Here is a 16,550-nt window from a genome sequence, read left to right as displayed (position 1 = left end):
CACGCGTCCGAACACCTGCCGGTGGGCGCCGGGCCCGGGAGGAGCGGAACCAGGTGAGCGATCCGCACGACGGAGCCGGGTCCGCGCCGGTGGAGCCGGTGACACCCGAGCCGGTGACACCCGAGCCGGTGACACCCGAGCCGCCGCGCCCGCTGCGCAGGACGCTGCTCCACCAGTCCTGGCTGGACGTGGCGTTCGTGCACTGGGCGGTGGCCCCGGAGTCGGTGGGCGGGCTGCTGCCCCGAGGCGTCCGTCCCGACGTGTACGGGGGCGCGACGTACGTGGGGCTGATCGCCCTGCGGATGCACCGGGTCGGCTGGCTCGGACTGCCCGGCGTGCCGTACTTCGGCAACTTCCCGGAGACGAACGTGCGCCTGTACTCGGTGGACGGACGAGGCCGCCGCGGCGTGGTCTTCCGGTCGTTCGAGGCGTCGCGGCTGCTCCCGGTGCTCATCGCACGCCTGGGCTTCCGGCTGCCGTACATGTGGGCCGAGATGTCGTTCCACCGCAAGGGCGACGGCGTCGACTACGCCACCCGGCGGCGCTGGCCGCGAGCGGAGGGCGGCGGCGGAGCGCACGCCCGCCTGGGGCTCCGTGTCGGAGAGCGGATCGCGGAGCCGAGCGGGCTCGAAGACTTCCTCACGGCCCGCTGGGGCATGCACAGCGACCGGCACGGCAGGACCCTCTACCTCCCGAACGTGCACCCGCCGTGGAGACTGCACCGCGCGGAGTTGCTCCACCTCGACGAGAACCTGATCACCGCGGCCGGTCTGCCGTGCCCGGCCGCCCCGCCGGTCAGCGTTCTGTTCTCACCCGGAGTCCCCGTCCGCTTCGGCACCCCCGCCTGACGTCGGGCCCCTCCCGTGTGCCTCAGCCGCTTCGTTCGGGTGGGACCAGCCGACGGGCCGTCCGGACCGGGAACGACCTCGGGGGCTGCCAGACATCCAGCCTCGGGTCACCGAGGAACGGGCCGAGCGGGCGGAGCCACCCCGGCGAGATCCGGGGGCCGCGACGAGGGCGTGGGTGTAGAGCACCCGGCAGAGCACGACGTTCACGAAGAAGCGCTCCGCCTCGTTCTCCGCCTCCTTAAGGTCGCGGTGTTCGAGGTGGGCGGCGACCACGCTCCCGTTGTGCGCCCGGTACCAGGCCCGGGCCGTCGGACGGCCGGCGAAAGGCCGTCCAGAACTCGACCGTCCGCGAGGAGGCCGGACCGGAAAGGTCCCCGCTCAAGGCCACCGCCTCGCAGCCGTCACGAAGGATGCGCTCGTTCACCGCACGCCACCACGGACTGCCGGCGCGATCGCCGGACAGGGGCCGCAGCGGACCCCGCCGGAGCTGCCACCGCATGGAGGACATCGCCGCCCGGCGAAAGGGCAGATGGTGCGGGGCCTTGCCGAACGGACCGTGGTAGCAGCGCTGCGTCAAGGCCAGCCGGCCTGCCGGATCGTCGCGGACGGAGGCGATCTGCCGCTCGGCCCAGGCCGAGGCCGGCATCCCGGACCCCCTGCGCGGCCGACCCGGGCCCGTCACCGCCTGACGCCCCGTGTCAGCAGGGCGACCGCGCCGACCACCGCGAGGCCGCTCACGCCGAGCACGGTGCGCGTGCCGCGCGAGCCGAGTGCGCGGCACGGGCCGGCGGTCAGCAGGGACCACCGCGCATGGACGGACAGCACGCTTCCGATGCTCTGAACGGAGCCGTAGGACACCAGCGACATCGCGGACCCGATCGAGCCGACGGACAGGGCGGAGCCGATCGAGCCGATGGACAGGGCGGAGCCCACCGACCCGATCGACAGTACGGACCCCACGGAGCCGATCGACAGGAAGGAGTCCCTGGACCACAAGGAGAGCGGGGAATCTCCGACGGCGCGGAAGGAGGAGTGCGTCATGGGGTCAGTGTGCCGCGAGACGACCCGGCGCACACCGCATCACGGCAGCCGCACCGCTGAGGGTCACCAACTCTGCGGGACGTCCTTGACGAAGACGAGGCCGTCGCAGTCCGCCAAGTGGGCCGGATCGAACGGGGCGTAGCCGAACCAGGGGGAAACGCGGGGCGCCGGCGGCGTGTCGCCGAGGGCGCCGGCAAGCCGCGGGGCGTCGACGAGGCAACGGTCCTCCGGGAGCGCGTACAGGATCCCTTCGAGGGTCTCCGGCGGCGGCGCGTCGACACCCCGGTGCCGGATCGTGCCGAGGGCCGTGGCCACGAAGGCGTACTCCGCGCCGAGCCGGGCGCTCACCAGCGCACCGGCGCTCCACCACTCCACCCGCCCCTGCCACATCTGCATCGTGCTCTTCTCCCGCTGGAGATGGGAGTTGTGGGCGTGGACGAGCGCCGGGCCCCTGGCGGCGACGGCGAGCAGGTTGTGGGCCATCATCAGGTCCCGCAGCGCGCACAGTCGCGCCATGCGGGCGGGTGAGTCGTCGGCCATCCAGTGGTGGTAGCGCAGCAGGCCGGTCGCGGTGCGCCCGTAGAGCACTGCCCGGTCCCACTCCTCCCGTGGGGTCGCCGTCACCAGGTACGGCGCCTGCGCCTCGAACAGGGCCACCAGATCGTCGGCGATGAGCCGCAGCCGACCGGCCTCGGCCGACTGCCCCACGGAGCGGGCCGGGTCCGTCATCGCCGCGGGATCGGTCCACCGGTCGTCGGCGCCGAGCAGGCCGTCGAGCGTTTCCGCGGTGCAGGGGAGCAGGCCGGCGTCGACCCGGGCCGAGAGGTAGCCGTGGAGCCCGGTGAGGGCCCGCCGGGGGCTCGCGGCGCCCGTGATCTCCAGCGGGCCGTCGAAGCCGGCGAAGCGGAGCCACTCGGACGCGGGCCGGCCGTCGTTGTGGGCGCGCATCCAGCGCACGAGCTCGCGGTTGGCCGCGGAGGTGCCCCACCCGTGGCTGAATCCGCGCTCCATGACCTCGTCGAGGGTGCCCGTCCCCGCCGTGACGTAGTCGTCCACGAGCAGGCCCGTCATGCAGTCGCTCTCGATCGCGATCGTCCGGTAGCCCTCCTGCTCGACGAGCCGGCGGAAGAGCTCGTTGCGCAGTTCGAGCAGAGCGTCCTCGCCGTGGGTGGGTTCGCCCAGGGCGAGGATCCGGGGCCGGGCGGGGAGCAGCCCCATGACGGCGGCGGCCTCGACGATATGGGCGCTGTCCTTGATGTCAGTAGCCATGGCTTCCATGGCTTCAACGGTATCTTTGAACCTCCGGTTGAAACTTTTCCGATATATCGTCGGCTCCATGCGGGAAAAGCTTCAAAGCAAGGAACGGCTCAGGCCGGTCGACCTGGCGCGCGGACACGGTCTGTCGACACAGGCGGTCAGGAACTACGAGGAGGCCGGCATCCTCCCGGCCGCCGATCGCACGGCCCACGGCTACCGCACCTACACCTCGCTGCATGCGGGAGCCCTGCGCGCCTTTCTCGCCCTGGTGCCCGGCCACGGCCATCGGACGGCGGCATCGATCATGCACGCCGTGAACGAGGACGCCGTCGACGAGGCGTTCCGCCTCATCGACGAGAGCCACGCCCAGCTCCTCGACGACCGGCGGACCCTCCAGGCGGTGGAGAGCGCCCTCCGCGACCTCGGGGCGACCACCGCGCCCCACCCGGCCACCGCGCCGCACCCGGCCACCGCGCCGCACCCGGCCACCGCGCCCGGTCAGGCCGCCGCGGCAGGGCCGCCGAGCACGGGCGTGTTCATCGGACCGCTGGCGCAGACGCTCGGCATCCGGCCCGCGACGCTGCGCACATGGGAGCGCGCCGGACTGGTGCGCCCGCGCCGCGACCCGCTGACCGGGTACCGCGTCTACGACGAGGCCGACGTACGGGACGCCCGGCTCGCCCACCAACTCAGGCGGGGCGGCTACCTGCTGGACCGCATCGCCCCGCTGATCGCCCAGGTGCGTCAGGCCGGCGGCCTCGAGCCGCTGGAGGCCGCGCTGTGCGACTGGCGCGGCCGGCTGTCCGCCCGCGGCCGGGCGATGCTGGCCGGGGCCGCCGCCCTGGAGGCGTACCTCCGCGCACGAGGATGACGCGTCGCCGGGCGGCGGCCCCGTGCCCGGTTGCCGGGACGGCCCCGAGGGCGGTGGCGGTGTCCTACAGGACCACGATCCCCAGCGGACGATGGCCGGCCCGGAGGCGGCGCGTCGTACCGCTCGGCAGGTCCACGACGGTGATCCCGTCCCAGTACCCGTCCCGCGTGAAGCCGCCCGTGACGTACGCGGTGCGGCCGGTCCGCGGTGACCGCGACGTCCTCGTGCGGGCCGTCCAGCGGGACGGTGCGCTCCGTCCCGCCGGGGGAGCGGACCGTCAGCGAGGCCCCATCCTCGTCCTCCGCCGCGCCGACCACCAGCAGCGTGCCGTCGGGGGCGAGGGCGGCCCCGTGCCGGTGGACGTCCGCGGTCATCGGCTCGACGGCGACCCGGCCCGTGCCGGGGTCGAGCACCGCCAGCTCCTCGCCCTCGAACGGCAGCAGCAGCCGCCCGTCGGAGGGCCGCACCACCGCGTAGTGCGGTTTCAGCCACGAGCCGAGGCCCCGCTCCCCGTACGGGGCGACCACCAGTCGCCGCGCCGCGAGGGTGTCGACGCGCACCGCCGTCACGTCGTAGGAGTCGTGCCCGGTCGCGTACACCTCGCGGCCGTCCGCCGCGACGTCCACGTCGAACGGGCGGCGGCCGACGGGCACGGTGGCCGTGACCGTACGGGTCCCCGTGTCGATGACCTCCAACACCCCCGGCCCGCCGGGCACGTTGACCCCCACGTACAGTCGCCGCCCGTCGGGCGCGAGCGCGATGCCCATCCCGCCGCCCCGGTACTCGCCGGTGGTCACGGGCCCACCGGGCGTGCGGTACGGGATGCGGCCCAGGCCGGTGCGGGTCGTCGTGTCCACGACGGCGACGCCCTCCGCCGTCGCGACCCAGGCGCGCCCGTCGGCGCCGACCGCCAGCCCGTACGGCGCGGTCCCCACCTCCACGGAGCCGACCGGGCCGCGCGCCGGGTCCACGAGGTCACGGTCGAACCGCCGAAGTCGGTGACCAGGAGGGTGCCGCGGGCCGTGGGCACACCCGCGGAGGCCGCCGACGGCCCACCCCGTGGTGCCGCCGTCGCGGCGCCCGGCCCGTCCGTGGCGCTCGTGCCGCCCCCGCCCGCCGCGCACCCGGCGAACACGGAGAGCGCGGCGAGCACGGCGAGCACGGCGACCCCGGTACCGGCCGGGGCCGGCCGACGCGCCCCGCCCCCGGAGGCCCGCGGCGCCCTCACCGCAGCAGTTCCGCGAGTTCGGCGTACCCGCGCCGCTGCGCGTGGGCGAGCGCCGACACCCCGTCGCCGTCCGCCAGTCCGCGGTCGGCCCCGGCCGCGAGCAGCAGCCGTACGATCTCCTGGTGGGCCGGGCCTCCGTCACCGAGGATCACGGCCTCCAGCAGGGCGGTCCAGCCGAGCCGGTTGACGTGATCGACGTCGATGTCCGTGACCGCCAGTACCTCCCGTACGTACGCGACGTGCCCGCGCTCGCTCGCCGGGATGTGCGACACGCCGCCGAAGCGGTTGGTGCGCCGCAGGTCCGGCCCCGCCGGGAGCAGCACGCGTAGCATCGCCACGCTGCCGGTCACCCCGGTGACCAGCCAGGCGCTGTCCTCCCTGGCATCCTGCGCGTCGACGTCGGCGCCCGCCGCCACGAGCACCCCGGCCGCCTCCACGTGGTTCCCGAGGGCGGCGAGCAGGAGCGGCGTGCGCAGCTCCGTATCACGCACCTCGACGTTCGCGCCCCCCTCGACGGCCGCCCGTACGGCGGCGGCGTCCCCCGCCCGTGCGGCGTCCAGCAACTGACGGTCGACGGCCTTCATCCCGTACCCCTCACCCGCTCCACGGCCTCGCGGCCGGATGTCCTGGTCCGATCCTCCCCCTGCGCCGACGCCACACCGCGCCCGGACCGGCTCGCGGTCGTCATCCGATCGGTCGATGCGCACCGGACCGCCGTGTGCCGTCGTCCGCTGCACCGATCACCGACAGCTCATCTTGTCTTGACAAATTATTTTGTCGGTCGGATCCTGGAACGGTGCTGGACGTCGCCGTGATCGAAGAACCCGCCGCGGCGGAGGCTTCCCTGGACCCGATGCGGTCCCGGATCCTCGCCGCTCTGGCCGAGCCGGGCTCGGCCGCCATGCTGGCCGTCCGCCTGGGGCTGCCCAGGCAGAAGGTCAACTACCACCTCAAGGAGCTGGAGCGTCACGGGCTGGTCGAGCTCGCCGAGGAGAGGCGCAAGGGCAACGTCACCGAGCGGATCTACGCCGCCACCGCGGCTTCCTACGTCATCTCTCCCAGCGCCCTCGCCTCCGTCAGTCCGGATCCCTCCCGGTCCCCGGACCAGCTCTCGGCCCACTGGCTGCTGGCGCTCGGGGCCCGACTGGTGCAGGAGGTCGGCGCTCTGGTGACCGGTGCGGCCCGGGCCCGGCGGCGGGTCGCCACCTTCGCCGTCGACGCGGAGGTGCGGTTCGCCTCCGCGGCGGACCGGATGGCGTTCGCCGACGAGCTGACCCAGGCCGTGACGGCCCTCGTCAGCCGCTACCACGACGAGAGCGCCCCGCAGGGCCGCAGTCACCGGCTGATCGTCGGACTCCATCAGATCCCCGCCCCGCCGCCCGGCGCCGCCGCGGACGAGGGCGGACCGCAGCACGATCCCGGGGAGGCCTCAGGACGCGGATCCGCAGACGGATCCCCAGCACGACAGGAGAACCCGCGATGACGCACCCGTTCGAGATCGAGCAGGAGACGGTCCTGCCGGCCGGCCCCGAACAGGTTTGGGAGGCGATCGCCACCGGACCGGGGATCGACTCCTGGTTCATGGGTCGCAACGAACTCGAGCCGCGCGTGGGCGGCACCGCCGCCATGGACACCGGCGGCAACCGTCAGGAAGCCCGTATCACCGCCTACGAACCGGGCAAACGCCTGGCCTCCCGCACCGCCACCGACGACGACGGCCGCTTCATGGCCTTCGAGTACCTGATCGAGGGGCGCGACGGCGGCAGCACCGTCCTGCGCGTCGTGCACAGCGGCATGCTCGGCGACGACTGGCAGGACGAATACGACGCACTGCGCCGCGGCTGGCCCTTCCACCTCCACACGCTCCGCGAGTACCTGGCCCACTTCCCCGGGCGCACCGGCGTCCCCGTCTTCGCCATGGCGTTCACCGGCGAGCGGTCGGCGCGCGAGGTCCGGGAGGCCCTCGTGCGCGGCCTGTCACTGCCGAGCCCGGTCGTCGTGGGCGCCCGGGCGTCCGCCGAGCCGGCCGGTGCGCCTCCCGTCGACGGCGAAGTGACCTGGACGGACGACGAACGCTTCGAGGTCCGTACCTCCGACGGCCTCTACACCTTCCACCACGGCCGCGGCATCGCGCTGATGTTCCACCACCTCTTCGGCCGGGACACCGTCCGCGCCGAAGCCGCCTGGCAGCAGTGGCTGACCGGCCTCTTCACCTGACACCCATCCAAGACGACGAGGAAACACCTCTCATGCGCACTCTGATCAGCACGGCCTTCATCTCGCTCGACGGCGTCGTCGAGGCGCCGGGCGGCGAACCCGGCTACCGCAACTCCGGCTGGACCTTCAAGGACATCGAGTTCGTCCCCGAGGCGTTCGAGATCAAGGGCCGCGAACAGCAGGAGTCCACCGCCATGCTCCTGGGCCGGACCAGCTACGAGGCCTTCAGCCCCGTGTGGCCGGGCATGGCCGACTTCGCGCGGTACAAGACGATGCCGAAGTACGTCGTCTCCACCACCCTCACCGACGACGACCTCGTCTCCGACTGGGGCGAGACCACCATCCTGCGCTCGCTCGACGAGGTCGCCGCCCTCAAGGAGACCGACGGCGGCCCGATCATCGTCCACGGCAGCGCCCGCCTGAACCGCGACCTCTCGGACGCGGGCCTGATCGACCGCTACCACCTGCTGGTCTTCCCGCTGCTGCTCGGAGCGGGCAAGCGCCTGTTCAGCACCACGGACAAGGATGCCCAGAAGCTGAAGCTGGTCGAGTACGAGGCCTACTCCAACGGCCTCCAGAAGCAGGTCTTCGACGTCGTCCGCTGACCCGGCACCGGCCCGGCGCGGGCGGTTGCGGTGGGCACGTACGGCGGCGGCGTGCCCCGGCGCCGTCAGGTGGCGGAGCCCGCCGCCGAACCCGTGGCGAGGTCGGCGCCCCAGCGCGCCATCGCGGCCGGCAGGTCGAGCGGGCCGGGGCGCTGGTCGGAGTCCCCGGCGGGCCAGTCCTCGCGCGGGACCCGCCACATCACCTCGAACTCGTTGCCGTCCGGGTCCTTGGCGTAGAAGGACTTGGAGACCACGTGGTCGCTCGCACCCACCAGCGCACCGCGGTCGGTGAGCTTGCGGCCCAGCTCGGCGAGCTCACCGAGGGTGCCGACCTCCCAGGCCAGGTGGTAGAGGCCGACCCGGCCCTGCTCGGGACCGGGCGCGTCGGCACCGATCGCGAACAGCCCGAGGTCGTGGTCGTTGAGGCTGCCGGGGGCGCTCAGGAAGGCGGCGCGACCGGCGGTCAGGTGGTCGACCTGGAATCCGAAGACGTCGGTGTAGAACGCCACGGAGCGCTCGACGTCACGGATCCAGAGCACGGCGTGGTTCAGGCGGCGGACGGACATGCGGCAGCACTCCCGGTGGCTCGAATGGTCTGGCTCGATGTGGGCACCTTCAGCATAACGTTCAAATTCGAACTACTGCCGCGTAGGGCCCGCCGAATCTCCGCCCGTACGGCCTGAGGCGCGGCGGCGGCCCGGTTCGAGGCCGCCGCGGGGAGCCCCCGTCGCCCCCCGTACCCAGTGCGGCCCTCAGCGCCCCGGTGGCCGGTCGGCGCGATGGGCCATGTCAGTGCCCGCTCTCCGCGGTGGACGTCGCGGGGGAGCGCCGGTACGAGCGGACCAGCGCGAGGTAGTCCGCCGCCAGGCGGTGGCAGTCGCCCGGCCAGCGGGCGGAGACGTAGTTGCCGTCCCGTACGGTGAACCCGCGCCGGGGGCGCGCCGCGGTGTCCCGGACCGGCCACGGAGGGCCGGCCAGGAAGTGTCCCGGTTCGGCGAGGGCTGCGGTGACCTCCGCCTGGACGGTCGCCGGATAGGTCCGGTAGTAGCGGCCCAGCCACAGCCGGGTCAGGTTCCAGGCGGTGAGTTCCAGCAGCGAGGTCAGCGCCGTGGTCCGCCGCCCGTGCAGTACCGACCGGCCGGTCGTGGGGTCCTTCGCGCGGGCGGCCAGCAGCACGCCGTGGCACACCGCCCCCACCGGCAGCCCCACGAGGAAGACCCGCGCGAACAACCGCTGCGCGATCGCGTCCTCCAGCAGCGTACGCATGCCGGGGGCGTGCCCGCCGGGGACGAACAGCCCCGTCAGGATCGCCGGATCGACCTCGGCGTAGGACAGCGGGGCACGGAACCGGGGGTCATCGGTCAGCCGCCGGTAGGCCTCCAGCCCGGCGCGCCGGGTCATCAGCCACGGGGAGAGCCAGGAGAAGCCGGTGTCGGTCAGCCGGCGGTCCGCGAGTGCGACCCGCCCGTCGGGCGTCGCGAACCGTACGTCGTACCCGGCGTCCCGCAGCGCGGCCCAGGGCACGGCCGCCTCGGTCGGGTCGAAGCCGGACGAGGGCAGCAGAAAGACGATCAAAGGGTGCTCCTTCAGGTGCGTACGCGGCGAACTGCCGGCGCGCCGGCGTGGAGGCGTACGGGCCTGCCGCAGGGGGCAGCCCGACCCTAGGAGCACCGCCGGGCACGGTCATTGACCCCGGCGGCCACCTCGTTGACTCCCCGGCCCCCGCCGCCGGTTGACGGTGGGCCGCCCCCGGCATTGACTGGCCGCCATGCCCCGCATCGAGCCGTCCACCGTCGCCGCGTCGTACGCGCGCGCCGTCCTGAACGCCACGCCGGACGGCGCGGCCGGCGAGGCCGCGCCGGGGGCCTGGGCCTCGCCCTTGGCGCGGCTCCCGTTCACCGAGGTACGCGCCCTCTGGGACACGGTGATCGGCACTCGCGGCGGCGACCCGTACGCCGGCCTTCGTATCGGGGACGCGATCGCGCCGGGTAGTCTGCACGTCCTCGGCCACGTGGTCCTCACCAGCGCGAGCCTCGCGGAGGCCGTCGAAGCGGCCGTCCGCTACCACCCCCTGGTCAGCCAGGCCGGTACGGTCACCGCGCACCGCGGCGGCGGGACCACTCTCATCCGCTACCGGCCGACCGTCGACCCCGCGACGATGCACCCGCAGCAGGTCGAGGCGATCGTCGCGGGCATGGTGCGGGCCGCCCGCTGGATCGCCGGGGACGGCTGGGCGCCGAGGTCGGCGTCCTTCACCCACACCCGTACCGGCTCCGCCGAACCGTACGCCCGGATCCTGGGCTGCCCCGTCGCCTTCGACGCCCCCGAGAACGCGATCACCGTCGCCAACCGCGACCTCGACCGGCCCCGAGCCCCGCACGGCCCCGAACTCGGCGCCCTGCACCGGGCCTACGCCGACCGGCTGCTGCGCGAGCTGTCGGCGTCCGTGACCCTCGCCGAGCGGGTCCGGCGATGGCTGGACCACGCCCCCCTCGACGGCGCCGGCCCCGCCGACGCGGGCAGGGACGTCCACCTCAGCCCCCGCACCCTGCGCCGTGCCCTCCAGGAGGAGGGCACCTCCTGGAGGGCCCTCCTCGACGACGCCCGGCACCGCCGGACCCGTCGGCTGCTGGAGACCACGGACCTGCCGCTCGACCGGATCGCCCCCCTCGTCGGCCTGAGCGGAGCCGCGGCCCTGGTCCGGGCGTTCAGCCGCTGGGAGGGTGTCACCCCCGGTGCGTACCGGGGGCGGACCTCGGGTGCGGCGGGCTGCGGCAGGGCCGCATCACGCGCCCCGGACCGTCGCCCCGGCCCCGGCCCCGGGTGAAGTCCCCGCGTGCGGAACTGATATGGGTTGATCATGGATGTCGAAACCCTTGACCCGATGGAACGCCTGATCGCCGAACGGGCCTGTGAGCGGCTGATCGTCGAGTTCGTCCGCCGGCTCGACCTCGGGGAACCGGGCTCGGTGGCGGACCTGTTCACGCCGGACGGGAGCTGGGCATGGCCGGCCGGCGATCGCCGAGTGGAGGGTCGTACGGCTCTTCGTGACTACTTCGGCGGCCGGCCCGCGGACCGCCTGTCACGGCGTATGTGCACCAACGTCCTGGTCACCGTGGCCTCTGCGGACGAGGCCACTGCCACCAGCTACTTCGTCACGTACCGGGTCGACGGCTACTCCGAGGGCATCGCGGCGCCCCGGCCCCCGGTTCAGGTGGGCCACTACGAGGACACGTTCCGCAAGGTCGACGGCACATGGCTGCTCGCCACCCGGACCACGTTCCTGGCCTTCGCCGGCTCCACGGAACGCCTCGACCGGCCCGGCCGGTCATGACCGCGGGTTGAACTCCCGGCTCGTGCCGTTCGATACGGCCTGGACGTCGCCGCGCGTGGCCCGCTCCTCCGCGTCGGCCAGCCAGAAGAAGAGCGGCGGCAGGCCGAGTTCGATCGCCGCCAGGGCGATCTGGAACCAGTGCGGCCAGCCGTGCGCGGCGAGGGAGAGCACCCGGCCCACACCTCCCAGCAGGAGGATGCCGGCGAGCCACCGGATCGCCGAGGCCGGGATCGGGTGCTGCCGTGCCGCCCAGAGCCAGGCCAGCCCGTATCCGGCGAAGACGGCCCCCATGAACCGGCCCCAGCTGTCGATGGTGGCGCCGGCGCCGCCCGCGCCGGGGATCGCCGCGTTGCCGAGTGCCACGTGGAGCAGGCCGATCGCGACGTTGGCCCAGCCCATCAGTTGCGTGAGCACGCGCAGAGTCCTGGCCATGAACCCTCCCAGCCGTCTTGGTGGAGCCTGGTAGACACAGGTCTACTAATCACCTTGAGGGCAGTAGTAGACGTGTGTCAACTAAGCTGGATCCATGTCTCCCCGCCAGCGACTGGCTCCCGCCGACCGCCGCGCCCAGCTCCTCGCCGTCGGCGCACGGCTCTTCGCCGCCCACCCGTACGCCGACGTGCTGATGGAGCAGGTCGCCGAGGAGGCCGGTGTCTCCCGGGCCCTGCTCTACCGGCACTTCCCGAGCAAGAACGCCCTCTTCGCCGCCGTCTACCAGCAGGCGGCGGACCGGCTGCTCGCCGAGACCCGACTCGCCCCGGCCGATTCACTCGTCGAACAGCTCGTCCAGGGCATGGACGTCCATCTCGACTACTTCGTGGCGAACCGCAACGCCGTTCTCGCCGCGAACCAGGCCCTCGCGGGCGATCCGGTGATCCAGACGATCATGACGAACGAGCTGGACGCGCTCCGTGCGCGACTGCTGGCCGTGCTCCCCTTCATGGACGCGGGTGCCCGCGAGGCCGTGTCCGGCGTCCTGAAGGGCTGGCTGGTCTTCGTCCGGATCCTCTGCGTCGACTGGCTCGCCCACGAGACCTGCACCCGCGAGCAGTTGCGCGACGTCTGCGTCGGAGCGGTCCTCGGCGCCCTCAGGCCGCTCCTCACCGAGGACCCGGCCCCCGATGGGCCGCGGTAGGGACGCGGCGGTGAGCTCAGGCGCGGTGCCCGACCGCCGCCAGGGCGTCCTTGACCTCCTGCGCGACGCGGGCCGCGTCCTCGGGGTTGTTCACCACGTCCGTGTGGTTCATGTCCACGACGAGGACGTCGCTGGCCGAGTAGTGCTTGTGCACCCAGTCGTCATAGCCGGACCACAGCGTCCGGTAGTAGTCGACGAGGCTCTCGTCCTGTTCGAAACCACGGCCCCGCAGCCCGATACGGTGCAGCACCGTCTCGAAGTCCGCCTTGAGATAGACCATGAGGTCGGGTGCCTTGCGGTACGGCAGGCCGTCGATCTCGCGCATCATCTCGCCCAGCAGGCCTTCGTACACCTGCATTTCGAGGGAGCTGATCCGGCCGAGGTCGTGATTGACCTTGGCGAAGTACCAGTCCTCGTAGATGGACCGGTCGAGGACGTTGTCGCCCTGCTTGTACGCCTCCTTGATCGCGGCGAACCGCGTCTGGAGGAAGTACAGCTGGAGCAGGAAGGGGTAGCGCTTCGCCTGGATCTCTTCGGGGCTCGCCGTGTAGAAGAGCGGAAGGATCGGGTTGTCGTCCACGCTCTCGTAGAAGACTTCGCTGCCCAGCTCCTTGGCGAGCAGCTCGGCGACACTCGTCTTGCCGATTCCGATCATGCCTCCGACGCAGATCACTGGCATCCCTCACTTCTCCCTGGGGGTCTTCTGTTCGTGGGCGGGTGGGCTGGGCGCCCCACGCCACTGAGACGCACGCCGGTGGTCAAGCGATTCCCCGGGATCTTCATGATCAGCGTCATGTGGTCCCATCGGGACCAGGGCTCTGACTCGGGCCGCTCTCCTCGACCGGCCGGCCTGACCGTTCCACAGCCGCCGCGCACGGTGAGCCGCAGCCCAGCGGCCGTCTTGAATCTTAAATGACGATGGACACCCCGGCGGCCAGAGCGCCGCCCCCGTCTCGCGTACGGAGCACCCGCGCCGGAGGTCCGGTTCAGCGCGGGGAGACGAGGGGCGCGCCTCGGGGTCGCCAAGCCGGCCCCCCGGGTCTTCGGAGCGGCGGCCCGGATCCGCGCAGGTGCCCGCTCGCGACCGGTGCCGTCGCCGCAGCGGGGCGCGCGGTCGTACGTGTCAGCCGCCGCGGGTGCCCCCCTCCTGCGGGAGTGCACGGGTGTCGTGGCCCTGGATCGCCGCGGCGGCGCGGTGCAGCTCGGCGAGGACCGTGCGGACGGCTCTTCGTGCGGTGCGCTCGGGCCGGTGGAGCACGTCTATGCGGCGTCGGGCGTGCACCCCGCTCAACGGCCTGAGGACGACGTCGGGGTGCACGCGGGCGGTCCAGCGCGGCATCAACGCCAAGCCCCCGCCGGCGGCCACGGCCTCGGCGACCACCGCGAATTCGTTGATGCGGTGGACGATGTCGAGCCGGCGGTTGGCGGCTCCGGCGATGGCCTCGATGGTGGCCATGAGCGGGAAGCCGTCGTGGACCGTGATCCAGGGCTGGTCGGCCACGTCCTGCGGCGAGAGCCGCGGACGGGAGGCGAGCGGGTGGCCGACGGGCAGGGCGACGTCGAGGGGCTCGTGCAGCAGGGTGGTGGCGGTCACGGTGCGCGGCCAAGGCGGACCGTGGTCGAGGCGGTGGGCGAGCACGAGATCGTAGTCGCGGGTGAGGGCGGGGAAGCGGTCCTGGGCGACGTCTTCGTCGGCGAGGGTCAGGCGGGGGCGGTCCGGGCCGGCGAGGCTGCGCAGCATCAGCGGGAAGAACGCGGAGCCCGCGCTGTGGAACGCCGCCATCGACACATTGCCGTCGGGTTGCTCCGCGAAGTCGGCGATGGTGTGCCGGGCCCGTGCCAGCGCGGTCTCCACTTCGATGGCCGCCCCCGCCAGGGCCTGCCCGGCATCGGTCAGCACCACCCGGCGCCCGGCGCGTTCGGTCAGCGGGACGGGAATCGAACGCTGCAGCAGCCGCAGTTGCTGCGAAATCGCGGAAGGCGTCACGTGCAGTGCCTCGGCGACCGCCGTGACGCTTCCCAGCTCCCCGAGCTCCCGCAGGATCCGCAGCTGCCGTTCATCCATGCGCACAGTGTAGGGCTGCTACAGGTTGCTTTAAGAAGTTGGTCATAGCCTTCAACATCATCAATCGTGCAGCGTGTGGGCATGCCTGTTGCCCGCCGTACCGATGCGGTACTCCTGTTGGTCGCGCTCGTCTGGGGTTCCAGTTATCTGGCAGCCAAGACGGCCACCGTCGTCCTCCCCGTCCTGGTCGTCCTGTTCGCCCGGTACGCGATCTCCGCGCTGGCGTGCGGCGCCCTGGTCGCCGCACGCCGCAGGACGCGGCCCTGGACGCGTGCGGAGATCCGCATCGGATCGCTCCTGGGGGTCACCCAAGCGGCCGTTCTCGTCCTGGAGACGTACGGGGTGGCGCACACCAGCGCGGCCAACGCCGGACTGATCATCAGTTTGACGATCGTGCTGACACCGCTCATGGACCGGACCGGGGGACGCCCGGGAATGCCGGTGACGTTCTTCCTCGCCGCCGGCCTCTGCGTCCTGGCCGTCGGGCTGCTCATCTCCGGCACCGGACTGCACGCCCCCCGACTGGGGGACGGGCTGATGCTCGCCGCCGCGGTCGTCCGGGCCGGGCACGTCGCACTCGTCGGAAGGCTCACCGCCGGCCGCGCCGTGGACCCGTTGCACCTGACGACGGTCCAGACCGTGGTCGGGTCGGTGCTCTTCCTGCCGCCGGCCATCGCCCACCTGCCGGACCTCGTCCAGAGCGGCGCCGCCACCTGGACCCAGCTGATCTATCTCGCCCTGTTCTGCAGCGTGTTCGCGTTCCTCGCCCAGACCTGGGCCGTGCAGCGCACCTCCGCCAGCCGGGCCAGCCTCCTTCTGGGCACCGAACCGATCTGGGCGGTCGCGGTCGGGATCACCCTCGGCGGCGAACGGCTCACCGCGTGGGCCTTCCTGGGCGCCATCCTCATGATCACCGGGACGTACTGGGGCCAGTCCGTCGAACGTGCCCACCGCACCGCGTGGCAGACCAAGAAGGACGACCGGGCGGGCCGTCCCATGACGCCTGCCGGCGCCTGACAGCCGCGAGGGCGGTGGTGCCGGTGGGCCGGGTGCTTTCACACCCGGCCCACGGGTGGGTCAGCCGACCTCGGCTTCCGCGGCTTCCTCGGCTTCCCAGCGCAGCAGGTCACCCGGCTGGCAGCTCAGCACCTCGCAGAGCGCGGCGAGCGTCGCGAAGCGCACCGCCTTGGCGCGGCCGTTCTTGAGCACCGCCAGGTTGGCGGGCGTGATCCCCACGCGGTCCGCGAGCTCACCCACGGACATCTTCCGTTTGGCCAGCATCACGTCGATGTCGACGGTGATCGGCATCAGATCACCTCGTCCAACTCGGCCTGCATCCGAGACGCCTCGACGTCGCGCGCGACGGCCTGGGCGAGCAGCATCCGCAGGACGAGGACCATGAGCGCGACCCCCAGGATGGCCACGCCGATCCCGCTCATGATGACGGTGACGCCCGGGTCCTCCCGCTGGCCCGGCGCATTGATGGCCGTGACCGCGAACCACACGAGGGCGGCCGACACGATCGCGCCGATCATGACGTCCACGTACCGGAAGGCGGCGTGGGAGAACACGGTTCCGCTGCGCACCATCGTCACCAGCCGCCATACGCAGACCATGACGACCTGGGCCGACCCCAGGCCCAGGATCGTGATCACGCGCAGCGGGGTCAACGGGATCGAACCGTCCTCCGGGTCGTTGCCACTGATCAACGTCCACACCATCAGCGCCTGTACGAGCACGGTCCCGGTGAGCACCACCACGAGCACCGCGCGCAACGCACCCACGGTCAGCTTTCCCATGGCTCATCCTTCCATCGATTCACGATGGAAATCTATCGAATTTCGATAGGTGAGGGCAAGGGGTGACACAGAGGGGGGCCGGCCCTCGGAACGCGGACGCACCCCGCCCTCGCGGAGGCTTGCGACCCGTCCCACCGGACGGGTCGATCC

19 protein-coding genes and 1 pseudogene are annotated in these 16,550 nt (G+C 72.7%); 9 read left to right on the top strand and 11 right to left on the bottom strand.

Annotated elements, in window-relative coordinates:
* The first annotated feature begins 89 nt into the window (after positions 1-89).
* Positions 90-848, top strand: coding sequence for a YqjF family protein (locus K7B10_RS02380; protein WP_372481528.1), 759 nt, complete (start codon positions 90-92; stop codon positions 846-848).
* 678 nt (positions 849-1,526) lie between these two features.
* Here the strand turns inward: K7B10_RS02380 and K7B10_RS02375 are convergent.
* Both K7B10_RS02375 and K7B10_RS02370 read right to left on the bottom strand, forming a co-directional pair.
* A complete protein-coding gene (locus K7B10_RS02375; RefSeq protein ID WP_229334282.1) occupies positions 1,527-1,889 on the bottom strand; it encodes a hypothetical protein in 363 nt (120 codons plus the stop codon).
* Positions 1,890-1,952: 63 nt separating this feature from the next.
* Positions 1,953-3,158, bottom strand: a complete 1,206-nt coding sequence (locus K7B10_RS02370; RefSeq protein ID WP_229334281.1) for an erythromycin esterase family protein — start codon at positions 3,156-3,158, stop codon at positions 1,953-1,955.
* A 67-nt stretch (positions 3,159-3,225) separates the two neighbouring features.
* Between K7B10_RS02370 and K7B10_RS02365 the strand changes: the two genes are divergently transcribed.
* Entirely contained in the window at positions 3,226-4,017 is a 792-nt protein-coding gene (locus K7B10_RS02365) for a TioE family transcriptional regulator (RefSeq protein ID WP_229334280.1), read from the top strand.
* Between the two features lie 64 nt (positions 4,018-4,081).
* On the opposite strand, the pseudogene K7B10_RS02360 reads toward K7B10_RS02365, so the two are convergent.
* A pseudogene (locus K7B10_RS02360) lies at positions 4,082-5,179 on the bottom strand (YncE family protein).
* Positions 5,180-5,241: 62 nt separating this feature from the next.
* Positions 5,242-5,829 (bottom strand): ankyrin repeat domain-containing protein, encoded by a 588-nt coding sequence (locus K7B10_RS02355; RefSeq protein WP_229334279.1) that lies wholly within the window; start codon positions 5,827-5,829, stop codon positions 5,242-5,244.
* 212 nt (positions 5,830-6,041) lie between these two features.
* On the opposite strand from K7B10_RS02355, the gene K7B10_RS02350 reads away from it, so the two are divergent.
* From K7B10_RS02350 to K7B10_RS02340, 3 genes are read left to right on the top strand one after another with little or no spacing between them, the layout of a single operon-like run.
* A complete protein-coding gene (locus K7B10_RS02350; RefSeq protein WP_229334278.1) occupies positions 6,042-6,728 on the top strand; it encodes an ArsR/SmtB family transcription factor in 687 nt (228 codons plus the stop codon).
* On the top strand, positions 6,725-7,462 hold the full coding sequence (locus tag K7B10_RS02345) for an SRPBCC family protein (protein WP_229334277.1): 738 nt from the start codon (positions 6,725-6,727) through the stop codon (positions 7,460-7,462). The genes K7B10_RS02350 and K7B10_RS02345 overlap by 4 nt, the downstream gene beginning before the upstream one ends.
* A 32-nt stretch (positions 7,463-7,494) precedes the next feature.
* Positions 7,495-8,067, top strand: coding sequence for a dihydrofolate reductase family protein (locus tag K7B10_RS02340; protein WP_229334276.1), 573 nt, complete (start codon positions 7,495-7,497; stop codon positions 8,065-8,067).
* A 65-nt stretch (positions 8,068-8,132) separates the two neighbouring features.
* Here the strand turns inward: K7B10_RS02340 and K7B10_RS02335 are convergent, their stop codons facing one another.
* Both K7B10_RS02335 and K7B10_RS02330 read right to left on the bottom strand, forming a co-directional pair.
* Positions 8,133-8,633, bottom strand: coding sequence for a VOC family protein (locus K7B10_RS02335; RefSeq protein ID WP_229334275.1), 501 nt, complete (start codon positions 8,631-8,633; stop codon positions 8,133-8,135).
* A 223-nt stretch (positions 8,634-8,856) separates the two neighbouring features.
* Entirely contained in the window at positions 8,857-9,642 is a 786-nt protein-coding gene (locus K7B10_RS02330) for a type 1 glutamine amidotransferase domain-containing protein (protein ID WP_229334274.1), read from the bottom strand.
* A 193-nt stretch (positions 9,643-9,835) separates the two neighbouring features.
* On the opposite strand from K7B10_RS02330, the gene K7B10_RS02325 reads away from it, so the two are divergent.
* Both K7B10_RS02325 and K7B10_RS02320 read left to right on the top strand, forming a co-directional pair.
* Positions 9,836-10,894, top strand: a complete 1,059-nt coding sequence (locus K7B10_RS02325; protein WP_229334273.1) for an AraC family transcriptional regulator — start codon at positions 9,836-9,838, stop codon at positions 10,892-10,894.
* A gap of 33 nt (positions 10,895-10,927) precedes the next feature.
* Positions 10,928-11,401 carry a nuclear transport factor 2 family protein gene (locus tag K7B10_RS02320; RefSeq protein WP_229334272.1) on the top strand — a complete coding sequence of 158 codons (474 nt, stop codon included), beginning with the start codon at positions 10,928-10,930 and terminating at the stop codon, positions 11,399-11,401.
* Here K7B10_RS02320 and K7B10_RS02315 read toward each other — a convergent pair.
* Complete coding sequence (locus K7B10_RS02315) at positions 11,396-11,833, bottom strand: DUF4345 domain-containing protein (RefSeq protein WP_229334271.1); 438 nt, start codon at positions 11,831-11,833, stop codon at positions 11,396-11,398. The two genes, K7B10_RS02320 and K7B10_RS02315, sit on opposite strands and share 6 nt — an antisense overlap.
* Before the next feature lie 94 nt (positions 11,834-11,927).
* Between K7B10_RS02315 and K7B10_RS02310 the strand changes: the two genes are divergently transcribed.
* On the top strand, positions 11,928-12,536 hold the full coding sequence (locus K7B10_RS02310; RefSeq protein ID WP_229334270.1) for a TetR/AcrR family transcriptional regulator: 609 nt from the start codon (positions 11,928-11,930) through the stop codon (positions 12,534-12,536).
* 16 nt (positions 12,537-12,552) lie between these two features.
* Here the strand turns inward: K7B10_RS02310 and K7B10_RS02305 are convergent, their stop codons facing one another.
* Complete coding sequence (locus K7B10_RS02305) at positions 12,553-13,215, bottom strand: deoxynucleoside kinase (RefSeq protein WP_229334269.1); 663 nt, start codon at positions 13,213-13,215, stop codon at positions 12,553-12,555.
* Positions 13,216-13,659: 444 nt separating this feature from the next.
* Positions 13,660-14,601 carry a LysR family transcriptional regulator gene (locus K7B10_RS02300; RefSeq protein WP_229334268.1) on the bottom strand — a complete coding sequence of 314 codons (942 nt, stop codon included), beginning with the start codon at positions 14,599-14,601 and terminating at the stop codon, positions 13,660-13,662.
* Between the two features lie 81 nt (positions 14,602-14,682).
* Between K7B10_RS02300 and K7B10_RS02295 the strand changes: the two genes are divergently transcribed.
* Positions 14,683-15,618, top strand: coding sequence for a DMT family transporter (locus K7B10_RS02295; protein ID WP_229334267.1), 936 nt, complete (start codon positions 14,683-14,685; stop codon positions 15,616-15,618).
* Positions 15,619-15,678: 60 nt separating this feature from the next.
* Here the strand turns inward: K7B10_RS02295 and K7B10_RS02290 are convergent, their stop codons facing one another.
* Positions 15,679-15,909, bottom strand: coding sequence for a helix-turn-helix domain-containing protein (locus K7B10_RS02290; protein ID WP_229334266.1), 231 nt, complete (start codon positions 15,907-15,909; stop codon positions 15,679-15,681).
* Complete coding sequence (locus K7B10_RS02285) at positions 15,909-16,400, bottom strand: DUF2975 domain-containing protein (RefSeq protein WP_229334265.1); 492 nt, start codon at positions 16,398-16,400, stop codon at positions 15,909-15,911. The genes K7B10_RS02290 and K7B10_RS02285 overlap by 1 nt, the downstream gene beginning before the upstream one ends.
* Positions 16,401-16,550 lie beyond the last annotated feature (150 nt).

Origin of the sequence: Streptomyces flavotricini (genome assembly GCF_020639365.1) — a bacterium.
In the GTDB taxonomy this organism is placed as follows: Bacteria; Actinomycetota; Actinomycetes; order Streptomycetales; family Streptomycetaceae; genus Streptomyces; species Streptomyces flavotricini.
Note: the sequence above shows the minus strand (reverse complement) of the source record. Positions and strands in the feature narration are given on the sequence as shown.

Bases quoted from the DNA above. Each gene is read 5' to 3' on its own strand.
- K7B10_RS02295 (WP_229334267.1), top strand. From the start codon at position 14,683: ATGCCTGTTGCCCGCCGTACCGATGCGGTACTCCTGTTGGTCGCGCTC.
- K7B10_RS02375 (WP_229334282.1), bottom strand. From the start codon at position 1,889: ATGACGCACTCCTCCTTCCGCGCCGTCGGAGATTCCCCGCTCTCCTTG.
- K7B10_RS02345 (WP_229334277.1), top strand. From the start codon at position 6,725: ATGACGCACCCGTTCGAGATCGAGCAGGAGACGGTCCTGCCGGCCGGC.
- K7B10_RS02285 (WP_229334265.1), bottom strand. From the start codon at position 16,400: ATGGGAAAGCTGACCGTGGGTGCGTTGCGCGCGGTGCTCGTGGTGGTG.
- K7B10_RS02310 (WP_229334270.1), top strand. From the start codon at position 11,928: ATGTCTCCCCGCCAGCGACTGGCTCCCGCCGACCGCCGCGCCCAGCTC.
- K7B10_RS02290 (WP_229334266.1), bottom strand. From the start codon at position 15,909: ATGCCGATCACCGTCGACATCGACGTGATGCTGGCCAAACGGAAGATG.
- K7B10_RS02300 (WP_229334268.1), bottom strand. From the start codon at position 14,601: ATGGATGAACGGCAGCTGCGGATCCTGCGGGAGCTCGGGGAGCTGGGA.
- K7B10_RS02340 (WP_229334276.1), top strand. From the start codon at position 7,495: ATGCGCACTCTGATCAGCACGGCCTTCATCTCGCTCGACGGCGTCGTC.
- K7B10_RS02370 (WP_229334281.1), bottom strand. From the start codon at position 3,158: ATGGCTACTGACATCAAGGACAGCGCCCATATCGTCGAGGCCGCCGCC.
- K7B10_RS02365 (WP_229334280.1), top strand. From the start codon at position 3,226: ATGCGGGAAAAGCTTCAAAGCAAGGAACGGCTCAGGCCGGTCGACCTG.
- K7B10_RS02320 (WP_229334272.1), top strand. From the start codon at position 10,928: ATGGATGTCGAAACCCTTGACCCGATGGAACGCCTGATCGCCGAACGG.
- K7B10_RS02325 (WP_229334273.1), top strand. From the start codon at position 9,836: ATGCCCCGCATCGAGCCGTCCACCGTCGCCGCGTCGTACGCGCGCGCC.
- K7B10_RS02335 (WP_229334275.1), bottom strand. From the start codon at position 8,633: ATGTCCGTCCGCCGCCTGAACCACGCCGTGCTCTGGATCCGTGACGTC.
- K7B10_RS02355 (WP_229334279.1), bottom strand. From the start codon at position 5,829: ATGAAGGCCGTCGACCGTCAGTTGCTGGACGCCGCACGGGCGGGGGAC.
- K7B10_RS02305 (WP_229334269.1), bottom strand. From the start codon at position 13,215: ATGCCAGTGATCTGCGTCGGAGGCATGATCGGAATCGGCAAGACGAGT.
- K7B10_RS02315 (WP_229334271.1), bottom strand. From the start codon at position 11,833: ATGGCCAGGACTCTGCGCGTGCTCACGCAACTGATGGGCTGGGCCAAC.